Origin of the sequence: Limnohabitans sp. JirII-29 (assembly GCF_003063395.1) — a bacterium.
Classification (GTDB): Bacteria; Pseudomonadota; Gammaproteobacteria; order Burkholderiales; family Burkholderiaceae_C; genus Limnohabitans.
The window spans coordinates 318,199-334,082 of the sequence record NZ_NESB01000003.1 but is presented as its reverse complement, the minus strand read 5'-3'; the positions used below and the strand labels follow the sequence as shown (position 1 = coordinate 334,082).

The 15,884-nt window shown below is 56.8% G+C and carries 15 protein-coding genes; 6 read left to right on the top strand and 9 right to left on the bottom strand.

What is annotated here, in order from left to right; genetic code table 11:
* Nucleotides 1–6 precede the first annotated feature (6 nt).
* On the bottom strand, nt 7–864 hold the full coding sequence (kdsA, locus tag B9Z39_RS06685) for a 3-deoxy-8-phosphooctulonate synthase (protein WP_100146738.1): 858 nt from the start codon (nt 862–864) through the stop codon (nt 7–9).
* A gap of 23 nt (nt 865–887) precedes the next feature.
* Nucleotides 888–2,534, bottom strand: coding sequence for a CTP synthase (locus B9Z39_RS06680; protein WP_108301124.1), 1,647 nt, complete (start codon nt 2,532–2,534; stop codon nt 888–890).
* A 70-nt stretch (nt 2,535–2,604) separates the two neighbouring features.
* On the opposite strand from B9Z39_RS06680, the gene coaBC reads away from it, so the two are divergent.
* Complete coding sequence (gene coaBC, locus B9Z39_RS06675) at nt 2,605–3,816, top strand: bifunctional phosphopantothenoylcysteine decarboxylase/phosphopantothenate--cysteine ligase CoaBC (protein WP_108301123.1); 1,212 nt, start codon at nt 2,605–2,607, stop codon at nt 3,814–3,816.
* 47 nt (nt 3,817–3,863) lie between these two features.
* Nucleotides 3,864–4,313, top strand: coding sequence for a dUTP diphosphatase (gene dut / locus B9Z39_RS06670; protein ID WP_100146735.1), 450 nt, complete (start codon nt 3,864–3,866; stop codon nt 4,311–4,313).
* 1 nt (nt 4,314) lies between these two features.
* On the opposite strand, the gene B9Z39_RS06665 is transcribed toward dut, so the two are convergent.
* A complete protein-coding gene (locus B9Z39_RS06665; RefSeq protein WP_100146734.1) occupies nt 4,315–4,839 on the bottom strand; it encodes a peptidylprolyl isomerase in 525 nt (174 codons plus the stop codon).
* 19 nt (nt 4,840–4,858) lie between these two features.
* Between B9Z39_RS06665 and B9Z39_RS06660 the strand changes: the two genes are divergently transcribed.
* Together B9Z39_RS06660 and B9Z39_RS17065 are read left to right on the top strand one after the other, a co-directional pair.
* Complete coding sequence (locus tag B9Z39_RS06660; RefSeq protein ID WP_100146733.1) at nt 4,859–6,004, top strand: cupin domain-containing protein; 1,146 nt, start codon at nt 4,859–4,861, stop codon at nt 6,002–6,004.
* A gap of 149 nt (nt 6,005–6,153) precedes the next feature.
* Nucleotides 6,154–6,324 carry a hypothetical protein gene (locus B9Z39_RS17065; protein ID WP_199172964.1) on the top strand — a complete coding sequence of 57 codons (171 nt, stop codon included), beginning with the start codon at nt 6,154–6,156 and terminating at the stop codon, nt 6,322–6,324.
* Nucleotides 6,325–6,380: 56 nt separating this feature from the next.
* Here B9Z39_RS17065 and B9Z39_RS06655 read toward each other — a convergent pair whose 3' ends face one another.
* From B9Z39_RS06655 to B9Z39_RS06635, 5 genes are all read right to left on the bottom strand, one after another.
* Nucleotides 6,381–7,166 carry an MBL fold metallo-hydrolase gene (locus B9Z39_RS06655; protein ID WP_108301122.1) on the bottom strand — a complete coding sequence of 262 codons (786 nt, stop codon included), beginning with the start codon at nt 7,164–7,166 and terminating at the stop codon, nt 6,381–6,383.
* Between the two features lie 25 nt (nt 7,167–7,191).
* A complete protein-coding gene (gene bamC, locus B9Z39_RS06650) occupies nt 7,192–8,244 on the bottom strand; it encodes an outer membrane protein assembly factor BamC (RefSeq protein WP_369908117.1) in 1,053 nt (350 codons plus the stop codon).
* 65 nt (nt 8,245–8,309) lie between these two features.
* The gene (gene dapA, locus B9Z39_RS06645) at nt 8,310–9,203 is read right to left on the bottom strand and encodes a 4-hydroxy-tetrahydrodipicolinate synthase (protein ID WP_369823310.1); all 894 of its coding nucleotides are present in this window, start codon (nt 9,201–9,203) and stop codon (nt 8,310–8,312) included.
* A gap of 28 nt (nt 9,204–9,231) precedes the next feature.
* Entirely contained in the window at nt 9,232–9,813 is a 582-nt protein-coding gene (locus tag B9Z39_RS06640) for a bifunctional 2-polyprenyl-6-hydroxyphenol methylase/3-demethylubiquinol 3-O-methyltransferase UbiG (RefSeq protein WP_108301120.1), read from the bottom strand.
* A gap of 129 nt (nt 9,814–9,942) precedes the next feature.
* Nucleotides 9,943–11,166, bottom strand: coding sequence for an MFS transporter (locus B9Z39_RS06635; RefSeq protein ID WP_100146728.1), 1,224 nt, complete (start codon nt 11,164–11,166; stop codon nt 9,943–9,945).
* Between the two features lie 37 nt (nt 11,167–11,203).
* Here B9Z39_RS06635 and B9Z39_RS06630 point away from each other — a divergent pair, with 37 nt between their 5' ends.
* Together B9Z39_RS06630 and parC are read left to right on the top strand one after the other, a co-directional pair.
* Nucleotides 11,204–13,183 carry a DNA topoisomerase IV subunit B gene (locus B9Z39_RS06630; RefSeq protein WP_100146727.1) on the top strand — a complete coding sequence of 660 codons (1,980 nt, stop codon included), beginning with the start codon at nt 11,204–11,206 and terminating at the stop codon, nt 13,181–13,183.
* Nucleotides 13,180–15,531: a DNA topoisomerase IV subunit A gene (gene parC / locus B9Z39_RS06625; RefSeq protein ID WP_108301119.1), complete on the top strand. Its 2,352-nt coding sequence runs from the start codon at nt 13,180–13,182 to the stop codon at nt 15,529–15,531. The genes B9Z39_RS06630 and parC overlap by 4 nt, the downstream gene beginning before the upstream one ends.
* A 57-nt stretch (nt 15,532–15,588) precedes the next feature.
* Here parC and B9Z39_RS06620 read toward each other — a convergent pair whose 3' ends face one another.
* A complete protein-coding gene (locus B9Z39_RS06620; protein ID WP_100146725.1) occupies nt 15,589–15,846 on the bottom strand; it encodes a hypothetical protein in 258 nt (85 codons plus the stop codon).
* Between the last annotated feature and the right edge of the window lie 38 nt (nt 15,847–15,884).

Here is a 15,884-nt window from a genome sequence, read left to right as displayed (position 1 = left end):
TCAGAATCAAATACCGAAATTGTTTTCTAGGAATGGGTGCTTCTTGGTCACACGATCCAAGTCCACCAACGTCTCCAGCAAGGCCTTCATGTGTTTCAACGGCACGGCGTTGGGGCCATCAGACCAGGCCTCGTTCGGGCAGGGGTGTGTTTCCATGAAAAGACCGGCGACGCCAGCCGCAACGCCTGCGCGCGCCAGTACCGGCACCATGTCACGAGCGCCACCACTGCTGGTGCCTTGACCCCCTGGTTTTTGCACCGAATGGGTCACATCAAACACCACAGGCGCGCCAGACTTGCGCATCTCTGCCAAGCTGGTCATGTCGGCCACCAGGTTGTTGTAGCCAAAGCTCACGCCGCGTTCGCAGGCCAAAAAGTTATCTTCTGGCAAGCCGGCTTCTCGCGCGGCGTCACGCGCTTTGTCGATGACGTTTTTCATATCCCAAGGGGCTAAAAACTGGCCCTTCTTGATGTTGACGGGCTTACCCGATTGCGCCACGGCACGGATGAAATCGGTCTGCCGACACAAAAAAGCAGGCGTTTGCAACACATCCACCACGCTGGCGACAGCGCTGACTTGCGACGTTTCATGCACATCGGTGAGGATGGGCACTTGAATTTGACGGCGTACTTCGTCGAGGATTTTCAAGCCTGCATCCATGCCTAGGCCACGCTTGGTGTTGCCCGAGGAACGGTTGGCTTTGTCAAAGGAACCTTTGTAGATCAGGGGAATACCCAGGGTCGAACAAATTTCTTTGAGTTGACCTGCGACATCGAGCGACATCTCCAAGCCTTCGATGGAGCAGGTGCCTGCAATCAGAAAGAAGGGCTGGTTCAGACCGACGTCAAATCCGCAAAGTTTCATGGCGTGTCCTGTGTTTGAAGTGCTCAGGCATTGGCCTTGTGTTCAAGAGCCGCTTTCACATAAGCGTTGAACAGGGGGTGGCCGTCCCAAGGAGTGGATTTGAATTCAGGGTGGAATTGCACGCCCATGTACCAAGGGTGAACTGTTTGAGGCAACTCCACGATTTCTGTTAATTGTTCGCGCTGGGTCAAGGCGGAAATCACCAACCCTGCCTGGCGCAAGGTGTCGAGGTAATTCACGTTGGCTTCATAGCGATGGCGATGACGCTCAGTCACCACGTCCCCGTAGATTTGGTGGGCGAGCGTGCCCTTGGCCACGTCTGAGCTTTGTGCGCCCAGGCGCATGGTGCCTCCGAGGTCGGAGTTGCTGTCGCGGGTTTGGATGCTGCCATCGGCGTCTTTCCACTCGTTGATCAAGGCGATCACGGGGTAGGGGCTGTTGGGCTCGAACTCAGTGCTGTTGGCGTCTTTGAGCCCCGCGACGTGGCGTGCGTATTCGATGGTGGCGACTTGCATGCCCAAGCAAATACCGAGGTATGGGACTTTGTGTTCACGGGCGAACTGTGCTGCGGAAATTTTGCCTTCAACGCCGCGCACACCAAAACCGCCTGGCACCAACACACCGTCGAACTTGGCCAGTTGCGACACGTTGTCGGGGGTGATGGTTTCGGAGTCGATGTATTCAATCTTCACACGTGCATGGTTTTTCATGCCAGCGTGACGCAGGGCTTCATTGAGCGATTTGTAGCTGTCAGACAAGTCCACGTACTTGCCCACCATGGCAATGGTGACGTCCTTGGCAGGGTGTTCGACTTCATGAACCAAGTCGTCCCAACGCTTGAGGTTGGCTGGCTGGGCGCTGATGCGCAGCTTGTCGCAAATCAGACGATCCAGTCCTTGCTCGTGCAGCATGCGTGGGACTTTGTAGATGGTGTCCACGTCCCACATGGAGATCACACCCCACTCGGGCACGTTGGAGAACAAGCTGATCTTGGCGCGCTCGTCCTCGGGAATGGGGCGATCGGCACGGCACAACAGACAGTCGGCTTGGATGCCAATTTCACGCAGCTTTTGTGCGGTGTGTTGGGTGGGTTTGGTTTTGAGTTCGCCTGCGGCAGCAATCCATGGCACATAGCTCAAGTGAACAAAGGCTGTGTTGTGCGCGCCCAGCTTGAGGCTCATTTGACGTGCGGCTTCGAGGAAGGGCAACGACTCGATGTCGCCCACCGTGCCACCGATTTCGACAATGGCCACATCCACCGCTTCAGGTGTTTCAAAACCTGCGCCGCGTTTGATGAAATCTTGGATTTCGTTGGTGATGTGCGGGATGACCTGTACGGTCTTGCCCAAGTAGTCACCACGGCGCTCTTTTTCGAGCACGCTCTTGTAAATTTGACCCGTCGTGAAGTTGTTGGCCTTCTTCATGCGTGTCGTGATGAAACGCTCGTAGTGACCTAAATCCAGGTCGGTTTCAGCGCCATCGTCGGTCACAAACACTTCGCCGTGCTGAAACGGCGACATGGTGCCTGGGTCTACGTTGATGTAGGGGTCGAGCTTGATGAGGGTGACGGAGAGGCCGCGTGATTCAAGGATCGCGGCGAGAGAGGCGGAAGCGATTCCCTTGCCCAGGGAAGACACTACACCGCCGGTGACGAAGACAAATTGGGTCATGCCAGATCGGGAGTTGAATCTCCCGGTAGGTGGAAATAGAAATTATAGGCGCTCTGCTACATTGCGACCCATGTCTGATCTGTCAAACAAACATATTGTGTTGGGCCTGAGTGGCGGCATTGCCTGCTACAAAGCGGCGGAGCTGTGTCGTGCGTTGATCAAGGCGGGCGCCAGCGTTCAGGTGGTGATGACCGAGGCTGCGGCACAGTTCATCACGCCGGTTACGCTACAGGCCTTGAGCAACCGTCCCGTGTATGTGTCGCAATGGGACGGGCGTGAGCCCAACAACATGGCGCACATCAATTTGAGTCGGGAGGCCGATGCCATTGTGGTGGCACCTGCCAGCGCCGATTTCATGGCCAAGTTGCTGCACGGGCGGGCCGATGATTTACTCAGTTTGATGTGCTTGGCGCGACCTATTCAAAGTGTCCCCTTGATATTGGCACCCGCCATGAACCGTGAGATGTGGCAACACCCCGCCACACAACGCAATGTGACGCAGTTGCGAGCCGATGGCGCGCATGTGTTGGATGTCGGGCAGGGTGAGCAGGCGTGCGGTGAAACCGGTGACGGACGCATGTTGGAGCCCGAGGAAATATTAGAAGATTTGGTGGCGTTTTTTCAACCCAAGGTGTTGCAAGGACAGCATGTGCTGGTCACGGCAGGGCCCACGTTCGAAGCCATCGATCCGGTTCGCGGCATCACCAATTTGTCGAGCGGCAAGATGGGCTTTGCGATTGCACGTGCCGCCCGCGAAGCGGGGGCTGAGGTCACGCTGGTCGCTGGCCCTGTTCATCAGGCCACACCACGTGGCGTGCGACGTGTCGATGTGCGATCGGCTTTGGACATGCAAGCAGCTGTTGCGCAGCATGTGGATCAGGCCACGGTGTTTGTGGCAACGGCTGCAGTGGCCGATTGGCGATTGATTAACGTGGCGACGCAAAAAATCAAAAAAGATGGATCGGGGCAATTGCCGCAACTGCAGTTCACCGAGAACCCCGATATCTTGGCCTCTGTTGCACAGTCTGAGCGCGCGCAAAACGGAGCGCTGTTTTGCGTGGGTTTTGCGGCAGAGAGCCACGACTTGTTGGCGCATGCCACGGCCAAGCGCGCGCGCAAAGGTGTGCCTCTGTTGGTGGGCAATATTGGTCCGGCCACGTTTGGCCTGGATGACAACGCCTTGCTGTTGGTCGACGCGCAGGGCAGTCAAGAATTGCCTCATGCCAGCAAACTCAGTTTGGCCCGTCAATTGGTGTCAGAGATTGCGCGTCGCAGAACCTGAATCTTTTTTTATGCGGCAAGGCCGCGCTTCACTTTGAACTTGAACCTATGAAACTCGACGTCAAAATTCTGGATCCCCGCATGGCAGACCAATTGCCCCAATACGCCACACCTGGCAGTGCCGGACTGGATTTGCGGGCCTGCTTGGATGCGCCGTTGACACTGGTGCCCAACGCCTGGCAACTGGTGCCTACAGGCATCGCGATCCATTTGGCAGACCCCGCATATGCCGCTTTGATCTTGCCGCGCTCAGGTCTAGGTCACAAGCACGGCATTGTGTTGGGCAATTTGGTGGGGCTCATCGACAGCGACTACCAAGGCCAATTGATGGTCAGTGCCTGGAATCGCAGCGATGTGGCTTTCACGCTGGAGCCCATGGAGCGATTGGCGCAGTTGGTGATCGTGCCGGTGGTGCAGGCGCAATTCAACGTGGTCCATGAGTTCGCCGCACCCAGTGAGCGCGGCGAAGGTGGTTACGGGTCCACCGGTAAAAATTAAATCAATGCAGCAGGTTGCTGCCTGGCGCCTGCGGTTCGATTTTGAAAAAACCAGTGCCAGCTGTGCCACGGTCTTTTTCTTCGTCAGAGGCTTCGCGCACGGACTTCACTTCGAGGTGAATGCGAATGGCAATGCCCGCCAGTGGATGGTTGCCGTCAAGCACCACATGCTCAGGATAAATGTCGGTCACGGTGTAGAGCAAATCGCGCGGTGCGTCGGGGTTGCAGCCATCGGGCAGGGCGTGACCTTCAATCGTGTGGCCTTCTTCTAGCTCTTTCGGGAAACGCGCGCGGTCTTCTAAAAACACGCGTTCTTCGTCATAGTCACCAAATGCCTCTTCAGGCTCAAGATGTAAGTCAATCAGCGCACCCACGCTGTGACCTTGCAGCGCCTCTTCGATTTTGTGCAGCAAATCGTCACCGCCGAGCAAAAACTCAACGGGCTCGTCCAATTCGTCGAGCACCTCGCCCAAGGTGTCTTTCAAGGTCCAGGTCAAGCCGACCACGCAGTGTTGGGTAATTTCCATAGGGCAAAATTGTCGCACGATGAATGTGAAACACCCTTTAACCCTACTTGGCGGCTTGACACCCGCTGAATTCATGCAGCGCCATTGGCAACGCAAACCTTTGCTGGTGCGTCAAGCCATTCCCAATTTCTCCCCTTTTCTGAGCCGCGCCGAGCTGTTCGATCTGGCTGCACAGGACGGCGTGGAGTCCCGCCTGGTGCAAGGAGAAAACAATGGGCGGCGCGCTTGGCAAATGCAGCGCGGCCCTTTCAAGCGTCGCGCTATTCCCAAGCTGAGCGAGCGTGACTGGACCTTGTTGGTTCAAGGCGTGGATTTACACGACGACGCTGTGGCCGATCTGATGCAGAAGTTTCGTTTCGTGCCCGATGCACGCTTGGATGATGTGATGATCAGCTACGCCAGCGATGGCGGAGGCGTTGGGCCCCACTTTGACAGCTATGACGTGTTTCTGTTGCAGGCGCATGGTCAGCGTCGTTGGCGTATTGGGCGGCAAAAAGATTTATCCCTACGCCCCGACTTGCCGCTCAAGGTGCTGGCCCATTTCAAACCTGAGCATGAGTATGTGCTCAACCCCGGGGACATGCTGTATTTGCCACCGAGATATGCCCACGATGGTGTGGCCGAGGGCGAATGCATGACTTACTCCATTGGTTTTCGTGCCCCTCAGATGGGCGAGTTGGCACGTGAGTTGTTGGTCCGGGGGAGCGAGTCTGTTGACGAATTTTTGGGAGACGACTTGTACAAAGATGCCGACCAGCCTGCAGTTCAACGACCTGCTTGTATTCCAGAGGGCTTGCGCGAGTTCGCTAAAACTGCGCTTCAGCGTGCGCTCAAAGACCCCTTGTCGTTGGAGCGTGCCTTGGGTGAGTTGCTGACAGAGCCCAAAGCCAACGTGTGGTTTGAAGCTAGTGCCGTACCACGCAAACTCAAGCGCGTTCGTTTGGACCGTCGCAGTCGCATGATGTACGACAAGCACCACATCTTCTTGAACGGTGAGAGCTGGCGTGCTTCAGGAGCGGATGCCGTATTGATGCGGCGATTGGCCGACGATAGGCAACTGGTTGCGCAAGACTTAGCTGGGGCAAGCGCCGCGGCTTTGGGTTTGCTGATGGATTGGTGTGACGATGGGTGGCTTCACGCCATTACTGAAAAAGACCGCGTATGACACGAAGCTGACAAGAGCGTGTCGATCACATGGGATTTACCCTATAATTTCCTGCTGAGTTGGAGGGGCTCGAGTCCATCAGCTCGGTCGCAGTGTGAACTGCGGCAATTTCTAGAAATTGTTTTCATCCCTATCAAAGGAAAATTGACATGAAAAAATCGCTCCTGCTGGCGACCCTCTTGGCTGCTGCTGCTCTCGTCGCTTGCGGTAAAAAAGAAGCTCCTGCTGCCGCTCCTGCTGCTCCTGCTGAAGTGGCCTCGGCTCCTGCTGCTGACGCATCTGCACCTGCTGCACCCGCTTCTGAAGCCGCCAGCAAGTAATTTTTTTACTGTGCTGACTCAAAAAGCCACCCTTGGGTGGCTTTTTTCATGGGCCATCACACGGTGAACCACGGTGTTCCTGTGTTGGGTGTCGCCACTTCAATGTCATCTGGGTTGCAACCCAGTGCATCGCTCAAACACCGTTGTGCCAGCTCTGGCGTGTTGTTGCGTTCGCTCAGGTGTGCTGCCACCACCCGCGTCAGTTGCGCGTGGGAGATGCGGCGCAATAAGTCGGCAGATGCCTCGTTGGCCAGATGTCCCCAATCGCCCCCAACACGTTGTTTGAGAAAGTGGGGGTAGTTGGAGCGTTCCAGCATCTCTGGGTCGTGGTTGGTTTCAAGGACCAGTGCATGGCTATTTTGCAGAGCTTGCACCACGTGTGTGGTGACATGCCCCAGGTCTGTGACCACACCCAATTGCCGATCGCCATTGCTGCAACGCAACTGCAACGGCTCACGGGCATCGTGTGGCACTGTGAAAGGCGTGAGTTGTAGGTTGTGGATTTCTAGGGTGGTGCTGTCACGAGCTATTCGAATCCAGGGTTCAAGAGCTTGCCAATGGGGATCTCGAATCGCCAGCCATGAGCCTTGACTCATCCAAATTGGGATTGGGTGACGTTTGAGCAGACTGCGGGCGCACCCAATGTGGTCGCCGTGCTCGTGCGTGATAAATATGGCATCGAGCTCAGCCATCGCGGTGCCTGCCTCTTGCAGTCGTACCTCTAAGTCGCGTAGCCGTAGACCGCAATCAATGAGCAGGCGTGTGGTGTGGATGCCTTGTGTTGCCTCCACCAATGTTGCATTGCCCGAGCTACCACTGCCCAGGCTTTTGAAGCGCAGCATCGCGCAAAGCTATCTGCGTTTGCCTTCAGCGCAAGTCGTCGGCAACCAGCTTCAAGATACGTTGGGATATCGGAGAGTTTTCAGCTTGTCCGGCCGCATTGAGGACGCTGACCTCCGACTTGCCATTGACGCTGCGTACCACCACGCGGTACTTCAAAGGTCCCGTGTCAGCTTTGGTGCCACTGAAGAGATTGCTGAAAAAGCCTTTTTCTTCCTTGGTCGTGGTGTCTACGTAACGGACAAAGTAAGTGCCTTGCGTGCGGTCCCGATCTTCTACAGTGAAGCCTGTGCGATCTAGTGCCACACCCACGCGTCGCCAAGTCACATCAAACGAATCAGACAGGGTCAGCACGTTGCCGTTGCTCACCAGGTTGGTGTTTGAAGTGACGGTGTTTGAGTTGGCAACAACTGTCGTTGCTTGTTTGCCAGATACGCCTAACTTCACCATCAAGCGGGTCAAAAACTCGGCTTCCAATTCGCTGTCACTGGGGCGTGGCTGCCAAATGGTGGTGCTCTTGATCTGGTCTGCGTAGTCTTCTTTCATGCCACGGTGTGTGATGAAAATGTCGACGCCACCGTTGCTGTTGCGCTCTAGACGCGTGCGAAATTTGTCACGTTCGCCGGATGAATACAGACCATCCAAGACTTTGCCCAATGTTCGACGTATGAAGTCTTGCGGAATTTTGGCGCGGTTCTCGGCCCATTCGGTTTCAAGCAAACCCAATTGCTGCTGGTCAATGACGTACTCGAAGCCGTTTTCTTTCCAGAAGCCATGCACGATAGGCCAGACTTCATCGGCAGAGCGATTGACCACCAGCCAGCGCTGTTTGCCGTCACGTTCAATGCGTACATCATTGACTTCCTTGGCCGCTGTGCTGGCCACGCCCATAGCTGCCGGGCGACTGGCCATGCCGCTTGCCGTGACCACGCCACCAGGCACTGCATAGCGTGTGTCGCGCGTCAACTGGGTCAAATCAGGCGGAATGTCCAATGGAACGATCTTGGCCACACCGTCTGTTTTGTAATTGACCTTGTCGTTGTCCATCACGGAGCCGCAAGCGCTCACAAGGACGGTCATAGCACATGCCACGCAGGCGCGAATGAAAGAGGATGAATGCATCACAGAGATGGCCTTAGTCAGGATCAGATCAAACCGGCAGCGCGCAATGCGCCTTCAACCACAGGTTCGTTGGCTGTTGTCAGCGGCGTCATGGGTAGACGCAATGTCGGGCCACTCAGCCCCATGCGGTGCATCGCCCATTTGACGGGAATTGGATTGGCTTCGACGAACAAATGCTTGTGCACCGGCATGAGCTTGAATTGAATTTCCATGGCGCGCTTCACATCACCGGAAATCGCTGCCATGCACAGCTCATGCATCCAGCGGGGTGCCACGTTTGCTGTGACACTGATGTTGCCTTGGCCACCACACAGCATCAAGGCAACCGCTGTTGGGTCGTCACCCGAATAGACGGCAAAACCTTTGGGTACGTCACGGATCAGCCATTGAGCGCGCTCAACGTTGCCGGTTGCCTCTTTGATGCCGACGATGCCCGGCACTTGGGTCAAGCGCAGCACCGTGTCGTGGGCCATATCAGCCACACTGCGGCCAGGCACGTTGTAGAGCACCACAGGCAGATCAACCGCTTCGGCAATCGCTTTGAAATGCAGGTATTGCCCCTCTTGGGTCGGCTTGTTGTAGTAGGGCACCACTTGCAACTGGCAATCCGCGCCAACACCCTTGGCAAATTTGGCCAATTCGATGGCTTCAGCCGTGGAGTTGGCGCCACAGCCCGCCATGATGGGGACATGACGCTCGGTGTGTTTGGCAGCTTGTTCGACGGAAACGCGGATGATTTCGCAATGTTCCTCGACATTGACAGTCGGCGATTCGCCGGTGGTGCCGACCACGCCAATGCAGTCGGTGCCTTCTGCAATGTGCCAGTCAATCAGCTTGCGCAGGGTGGGGTAATCCACGCTGCCGTCTTCTAACATGGGGGTGGTCAAAGCCACGATGCTGCCGGTGATGGGTGTCATGTCCGCAGGTTCGGTCAAGATAAAACAATCATTCTAGCGAGTGCAGGCTCGGGCTTAGGTGAAAGCGCTGCACAAGGCGTTGCGTTGCCAAAGTTTGTACGGCCACGATGCGTTGCACAAAGCGCTCAGGGCTGTTTAAAAAGCCGTCTTCATACGCTACAACGCGTAAACCAGCACAACGCGACAGCAGTTCGCCGGGTTGCAGCAAAAAGTCTGACCGGGACGGTTTGCCGACGGTTTCGTTACCCGCTGTAAAAGTTTCATAAATCAGCACACCGCCAGTTGCCAAGCTGCTCAAGATGTGTGGCCACAAAGGCCGCCAGAGGTAGTTGGTTACCACGACAGCGCCAAATTGACGCCCCACCAAGGGCCAGGCGGCGTTTTCAATGTCTGCCTGAATGGCTTCTCCAAGGCCTGAAACGGCAGCGATGGCTTGTGCGTCACGGTCAACCCCGGTCACCGCGTGTCCCCGTTCGGCCAAATAACGCATGTGTCGGCCCCGGCCACAGGCGACGTCGAGGATGGTGGCGTTCTTGAGAATTAAGTGAGCCCAGTGCTGCACCCAAGCGGAAGGTGGCTCGGTGCCATGCGTGGACTGAGGATGCGTCATATCAAAAACAGCCCCAAACCTGGTTGGCCATATCCATCAGAAAGCTTGGGCGCAAGTACAGGGATAAAACAGCCAGCAGCACAACGCCACAAGCTACAGCGACCAAGAATTGACGCAGCCAAGACTTCATCACGCAGCAGCCACCTTGTGCCCGCGCGCAATGGCGTTTTCACGCACAGGCAAGTTGATCAGCGCGGCAAACACCCCAAGCGCAATGGAGATGTACCAAACAATGTCGTAGCTCCCCGTCTTGTCATACAGGTAGCCGCCCAGCCAAACCCCCATGAAGCTGCCGATCTGGTGACTGAAAAAGACAAAACCACTCAACATGGACAAGTGGGCCACGCCAAAAATTTGCGCCACCACGGCGTTGGTCGGTGGCACGGTTGAGAGCCACAGCAAGCCCATGGCCGCCGCAAAGACATACACACTCATCGGCGTGAGCGGCGCCAACAAAAACAAGCTGATGGCAATGGCTCGTGAAAAGTAAATGAATGACAAAATTTTGCGTTTGGCCAAACGCTGCCCCAGAGAGCCTGCGATGTACGTGCCAAACACGTTGAACAAGCCAATCAGTGCCAGCGCCATGCTGGCGACTTCAGGTGACAAGCCCTTGTCTTTCAGGTAACTGGGCATGTGCACACCAATGAAAACTACTTGGAAGCCGCATACGAAATAACCCGCCATCAGCAGTTGAAAGCTCGGGTAAGCAAACGCTTCGCGCAAGGCGTGCAGGATGGTTTGGTCGCGTTTGGGGGCTGCTCCGCCCGCAAAACCAGGTTCGCGCAGACCAAATGCCAGCGGAATGACCATGATGGCGGCCAAACTCAGCATCACCAAGGCCTGCTGCCAGCCAAAGGTTTGGATCAAAAAGCCTTCGGTGGGGACCATCAAAAACTGACCAAACGAGCCCGCCGCTGCCGCAACCCCCATGGCCCAAGAGCGTTTTTCAGCGCTCACATTGCGGCCAATCACGCCGTAAATCACCGCGTACGTGGTGCCGGCTTGGGCAATGCCAATCAACACACCGGCTGAAGCCGTGAACAAGGCCGGTGTGTCAGAGTAGGCCATGCCGACCAAACCCAGCGCATACAGCACCGAACACACCACGATGACGCGAAACGCGCCAAACCTATCGGCCAACATGCCTGAGAAGATGCCCGCAAAGCCCCAGGTGAGGTTTTGGATGGCAATGGCGAACGCAAAGTTTTCACGCGTCCAGTCTTGGGCCTGGGTGATGGGTTGCAACCACAAGCCAAAGCCATGGCGTACGCCCATGGACAGGGTCACGATGGCTGCGCCGCAAATCAGCACCTGCCACATGGGCAGGGTTTTGGTAGATGAATGAGTCATAAAGAGCGACTTTAACTAAAACCTACAATGCCCGCCCATGGCTACCAAGCAACCCACTACACCGCCCCAGTACTCCGAAGGTTCAATTCGCGTTCTCAAAGGACTCGAACCCGTCAAGCAACGTCCGGGCATGTACACCCGCACCGACAACCCGCTGCACATCATCCAAGAAGTGCTGGACAACGCTGCTGACGAGGCGCTGGCCGGGCACGGCAAGAAAATTGGCGTGACCTTGCACGCCGACGGTTCGGTGACGATCGATGACGATGGTCGCGGCATTCCCTTTGGCATGCACCCCGAGGAAAAAGCGCCAGTCATTGAGCTGGTTTTTACCCGGCTGCACGCGGGTGGCAAGTTTGACAAAGGGCAGGGTGGCGCTTACAGCTTTTCAGGTGGCTTGCACGGCGTGGGTGTGAGCGTGACCAATGCACTGGCCAAGCGCATGGAAGTCACGTCGTACCGCGAAGGCCAAGTGGCCCGCTTGGTGTTTTCTGCGGGCGACGTGATTGAAGCCTTGACCCTGCGCCCCCAAGCAGCCGGGGATCGCAAATGGGGTACCTCGGTGCGCGTGTGGCCCGACGCCAAATACTTTGAATCCTCGGCGCTGCCGATGAACGAGTTGGTTCATCTGCTGCGCAGCAAGGCCGTGTTGATGCCAGGTGTTAGCGTGACACTGGCCAACGAAAAAAGCAAAGAAACCCAAAACTGGCTCTACAAAGGTGGCTTGCGCGACTATCTGATGCAGTCGCTCAACGGTGAGTTGGTGATCCCCATGTTCGAGGGCGATGGCTACGCCGACAGCAACCACGACAGCTTTGCAGAAGGCGAGGGCGCTGCTTGGGCGGTGGCTTTCACCGAAGATGGCCAGCCTGTACGCGAGAGCTACGTGAACCTGATTCCCACCAGCGCGGGCGGCACGCATGACAGCGGTTTGCGCGATGGTTTGTTCACGGCGGTCAAGAGCTTCATTGAGTTGCATGCCTTGCTGCCCAAAGGCGTGAAGTTGTTGCCTGAAGACGTGTTTGCCCGTGCCAGCTATGTGCTGAGCGCCAAAGTCTTGGACCCGCAGTTCCAGGGCCAAATCAAAGAGCGCCTCAACTCGCGCGATGCGGTGCGCTTGGTGTCGAGCTATGTGCGTCCCACCATGGAGTTGTGGCTTAACCAGCACGTGGAGTACGGCAAAAAGCTGGCGGAGCTGGCCATCAAAGCCGCGCAAAGCCGCCAAAAAGCGGGGCAAAAAGTTGAAAAACGCAAAGGCTCAGGCGTGGCCGTGTTGCCCGGCAAGTTGACCGATTGCGAAAGCAAGGACATCGCCCACAACGAGGTGTTTTTGGTCGAGGGTGACTCTGCCGGCGGCAGCGCCAAGATGGGCCGCAACAAAGAAAACCAGGCCATCCTGCCGCTGCGCGGCAAAGTGCTCAACACCTGGGAGGTCGAGCGTGACCGCTTGTTTGCCAACAACGAAATTCACGACATTTCGGTAGCCATCGGGGTCGACCCACACGGCCCCAACGACAGCCCCGATATGAGCGGCTTGCGCTACGGCAAGGTGTGTATCTTGAGCGATGCAGATGTGGATGGCTCGCACATTCAAGTGCTGCTGCTCACCCTGTTCTTTCGTCATTTCCCTAAGCTCATTGAAGCAGGCCATGTGTACGTGGCGCGCCCCCCCTTGTTCCGCGTCGATGCGCCCGCGCGAGGTAAAAAACCAGCCTCTAAGGTGTATGCCTTGGACGAAGGTGAGCTCACCGCCATTTTGGACAAGCTGCGCAAAGACGGCGTGCGCGAAGGTTCCTGGAGCATCAGCCGCTTCAAGGGCTTGGGCGAAATGAGCGCCGAGCAACTGTGGGACACCACCCTCAACCCAGACACCCGCCGTTTGATGCCAGTGCAACTGGGCGTGCTGGACTTTTTGCAGACCGAAGGTTTGATCACCCAACTCATGGGCAAAGGCGAAGCTGCCGCCCGCCGCGAGCTGATGGAACTGCATGGCGATTCGATTGAGATTGACGTATGACCGATTTGTTGACCCCAGACCTGCCCGCTGCTGACAGCGAGGGCGACATTGCACTGGGCCACTACGCCCAACGTGCTTACCTTGAGTACGCCCTGAGCGTGGTCAAAGGCCGTGCTTTACCGGATGTGTGCGACGGCCAAAAGCCCGTGCAGCGCCGCATTTTGTATTCCATGTCCCGCATGGGCCTGGGCTTCAGTGGCCCCAATAACAACACCGGTGCCAAGCCCGTCAAGTGCGCGCGTGTGGTGGGTGATGTGCTGGGCCGTTACCACCCGCACGGCGACAGCGCAGCGTATGAAGCACTGGTGCGTATGGCGCAAGACTTTGCACAACGCTACCCGCTGATTGACGGGCAAGGCAACTTTGGCTCACGCGATGGCGACGGCGCTGCCGCCATGCGCTACACCGAAGCTCGTTTGGCCAAAATCACCACGCTGCTGCTGGACGAGATTGACGAAGGCACGGTGGACTTTCAGCCCAACTACGACGGCTCGACTGAAGAGCCTAAGCAGTTGCCCGCGCGCCTGCCTTTTAACTTGCTCAATGGCGCGAGCGGTATTGCCGTGGGCATGGCCACCGAAATTCCAAGCCACAACCTGCGTGAAGTGGCCGATGCCTGTGTGGCCCTGATCAAATCCCCCAAGCTGAGCGACGAAGAGCTGTTGCAGATATTGCCTGCCCCCGACTACCCAGGCGGCGGTCAAATCATCAGCAGTGCATCCGATATCGCCGACGCCTACCGCACCGGGCGCGGCTCGCTCAAGGTACGTGCGCGTTGGGTCATCGAAGACTTGGCCCGTGGTCAATGGCAGCTGGTGGTCAATGAGTTGCCACCGGGCGTGAGCAGCCAGCGTGTGCTGGAAGAGATTGAAGAGCTGACCAATCCCAAAGTCAAAGCGGGCAAAAAAGCCCTCAGCGCCGACCAAACCCAACTCAAAGCCACCGTGCTGGCGGTGTTGGATGTGGTGCGTGACGAGTCGAGCAAAGACGCCCCGGTGCGCTTGGTGTTCGAGCCCAAGACGCGCACCGTTGAGCAGCAAGAACTCATCACCACCTTGTTGGCGCACACCAGCCTGGAAACCTCATCGTCGATCAACCTCACCATGGTGGGGCTGGACGGTCGTCCGGTGCAGAAGTCGCTGCGCGACATGCTCACGGAATGGATTGAGTTTCGCCAAACCACCATCCTGCGCCGCTCACAGCATCGCTTGAACAAAGTGCTTGACCGCGTCCACATCTTGGAAGGTCGTCAACTGGTCTTGCTCAACATTGACGAGGTGATTGCCATCATCCGCCAGAGCGACGAGCCCAAGCAGGCCTTGATTGAGCGTTTCAAACTCAGCGAGCGACAAGCCGAAGACATTTTGGAAATTCGCTTGCGCCAGCTGGCTCGTCTTGAGGCGATCAAGATTGAGCAAGAACTCAAAGAGTTGCGCGAGGAACAGGCCAAGCTCGAAGACATCGTGGGCAACCCGGTGGCCCTGCGCCGTTTGATGGTCAAAGAAATCGAAGCCGATGCCAAGCAGTTTGCCGATCCACGTCGCACCCTCATTCAAGAAGAAAAGAAAGCCGTCGCTGAAATCAAGGTCGTTGATGAGCCAGTGACCGTGGTGGTGTCTGAAAAAGGCTGGGTGCGTGCGCGTACCGGCCACGGCCACGACCCTGCCAGCTTTGCGTTCAAGGCGGGGGATGGTTTGTATGGCACGTTCGAATGCCGCACGGTGGACACCTTCATCGCATTTGGCTCGAATGGCCGTATTTACTCGGTCCCCGTCTCAGTGCTGCCGGGAGCGCGTGGCGATGGTCAACCGGTGACCACCTTGGTGGATCTGGAGACGGGCACCCAACTGCTGCATTACGTGGCCGGCCCTGCGGGCGCTACTTATTTGCTCAGCAGCTCAGGAGGCTATGGTTTTATGGCCAACATTGAGCACATGATTTCGCGCAACAAAGGTGGCAAAGCCTTTATCACTGTGGCCGAAGGTGAAACCGTGTGTCGCCCGTCTCCTGCCAGCGGTGGCTCTGGCGCACAGCCTGTGGCACCTGCTACGCATGTGGCGTGCGCCTCAACCGGTGGTCGCTTCCTGACCTTTGAGCTGTCGGAGCTCAAATTGATGGAAAAGGGCGGTCGCGGCTTGATGCTGATTGACCTGGAAGCCAAGGACAACTTGGCTGGTGCAGCGGCGTACACCCGCAGCGTACGCATCGAAGGCATTGGCCGAGGCGGTAAGGTGCGCGAAGAGATTCTGGAAATTCGCAGCTTGAACAATGCCAAGGCTGCACGTGCCAAAAAAGGCAAAGTGGCCGATTTGGGCTTCAAGCCAAATGCAGTGGTGCGGGTCGAGTAACCCACAGTAAAAGTAAAAAGCGGCTCTTTGAGCCGCTTTTTCGTGGAAGTCGAGGGATCAAGCCTTGACTTTGGTTGCCGCGCCAGGTGTTGCGGGGTCTGCTTCTTTCTTGGGTGGGCTGCAATCGAAGCACACAAACATGGACGAGCCCAAGATGCGCTTGAACGAGCCGTTGTTGCGCGGCTTGTGCACGCCGCATTTGATGCAGCTCATGGTGTCGCCGGTGCGGCCGAGGCCTTCAAAAGGTGAACCGCCCTTTTTTGACTTGTAGCGCAGTCCGTCGTTGGAAATCTCTGTTTTTTCTGGGCGTGACATCGTTTTTGTTCTCTGTGACAAAAACGCTATTTTCGCAA

Coding starts and splice junctions, on each gene's coding strand:
- B9Z39_RS17065 (WP_199172964.1), top strand. CDS start 6,154: ATGAAAAAATCGCTCCTGCTGGCGACCCTCTTGGCTGCTGCTGCTCTC.
- B9Z39_RS06665 (WP_100146734.1), bottom strand. CDS start 4,839: ATGGAAATTACCCAACACTGCGTGGTCGGCTTGACCTGGACCTTGAAA.
- bamC (WP_369908117.1), bottom strand. CDS start 8,244: ATGACCGTCCTTGTGAGCGCTTGCGGCTCCGTGATGGACAACGACAAG.
- B9Z39_RS06680 (WP_108301124.1), bottom strand. CDS start 2,534: ATGACCCAATTTGTCTTCGTCACCGGCGGTGTAGTGTCTTCCCTGGGC.
- kdsA (WP_100146738.1), bottom strand. CDS start 864: ATGAAACTTTGCGGATTTGACGTCGGTCTGAACCAGCCCTTCTTTCTG.
- B9Z39_RS06630 (WP_100146727.1), top strand. CDS start 11,204: ATGGCTACCAAGCAACCCACTACACCGCCCCAGTACTCCGAAGGTTCA.
- B9Z39_RS06635 (WP_100146728.1), bottom strand. CDS start 11,166: ATGACTCATTCATCTACCAAAACCCTGCCCATGTGGCAGGTGCTGATT.
- coaBC (WP_108301123.1), top strand. CDS start 2,605: ATGTCTGATCTGTCAAACAAACATATTGTGTTGGGCCTGAGTGGCGGC.
- B9Z39_RS06620 (WP_100146725.1), bottom strand. CDS start 15,846: ATGTCACGCCCAGAAAAAACAGAGATTTCCAACGACGGACTGCGCTAC.
- parC (WP_108301119.1), top strand. CDS start 13,180: ATGACCGATTTGTTGACCCCAGACCTGCCCGCTGCTGACAGCGAGGGC.
- B9Z39_RS06655 (WP_108301122.1), bottom strand. CDS start 7,166: ATGCTGCGCTTCAAAAGCCTGGGCAGTGGTAGCTCGGGCAATGCAACA.
- B9Z39_RS06640 (WP_108301120.1), bottom strand. CDS start 9,813: ATGACGCATCCTCAGTCCACGCATGGCACCGAGCCACCTTCCGCTTGG.
- dut (WP_100146735.1), top strand. CDS start 3,864: ATGAAACTCGACGTCAAAATTCTGGATCCCCGCATGGCAGACCAATTG.
- dapA (WP_369823310.1), bottom strand. CDS start 9,203: ATGACACCCATCACCGGCAGCATCGTGGCTTTGACCACCCCCATGTTA.
- B9Z39_RS06660 (WP_100146733.1), top strand. CDS start 4,859: ATGAATGTGAAACACCCTTTAACCCTACTTGGCGGCTTGACACCCGCT.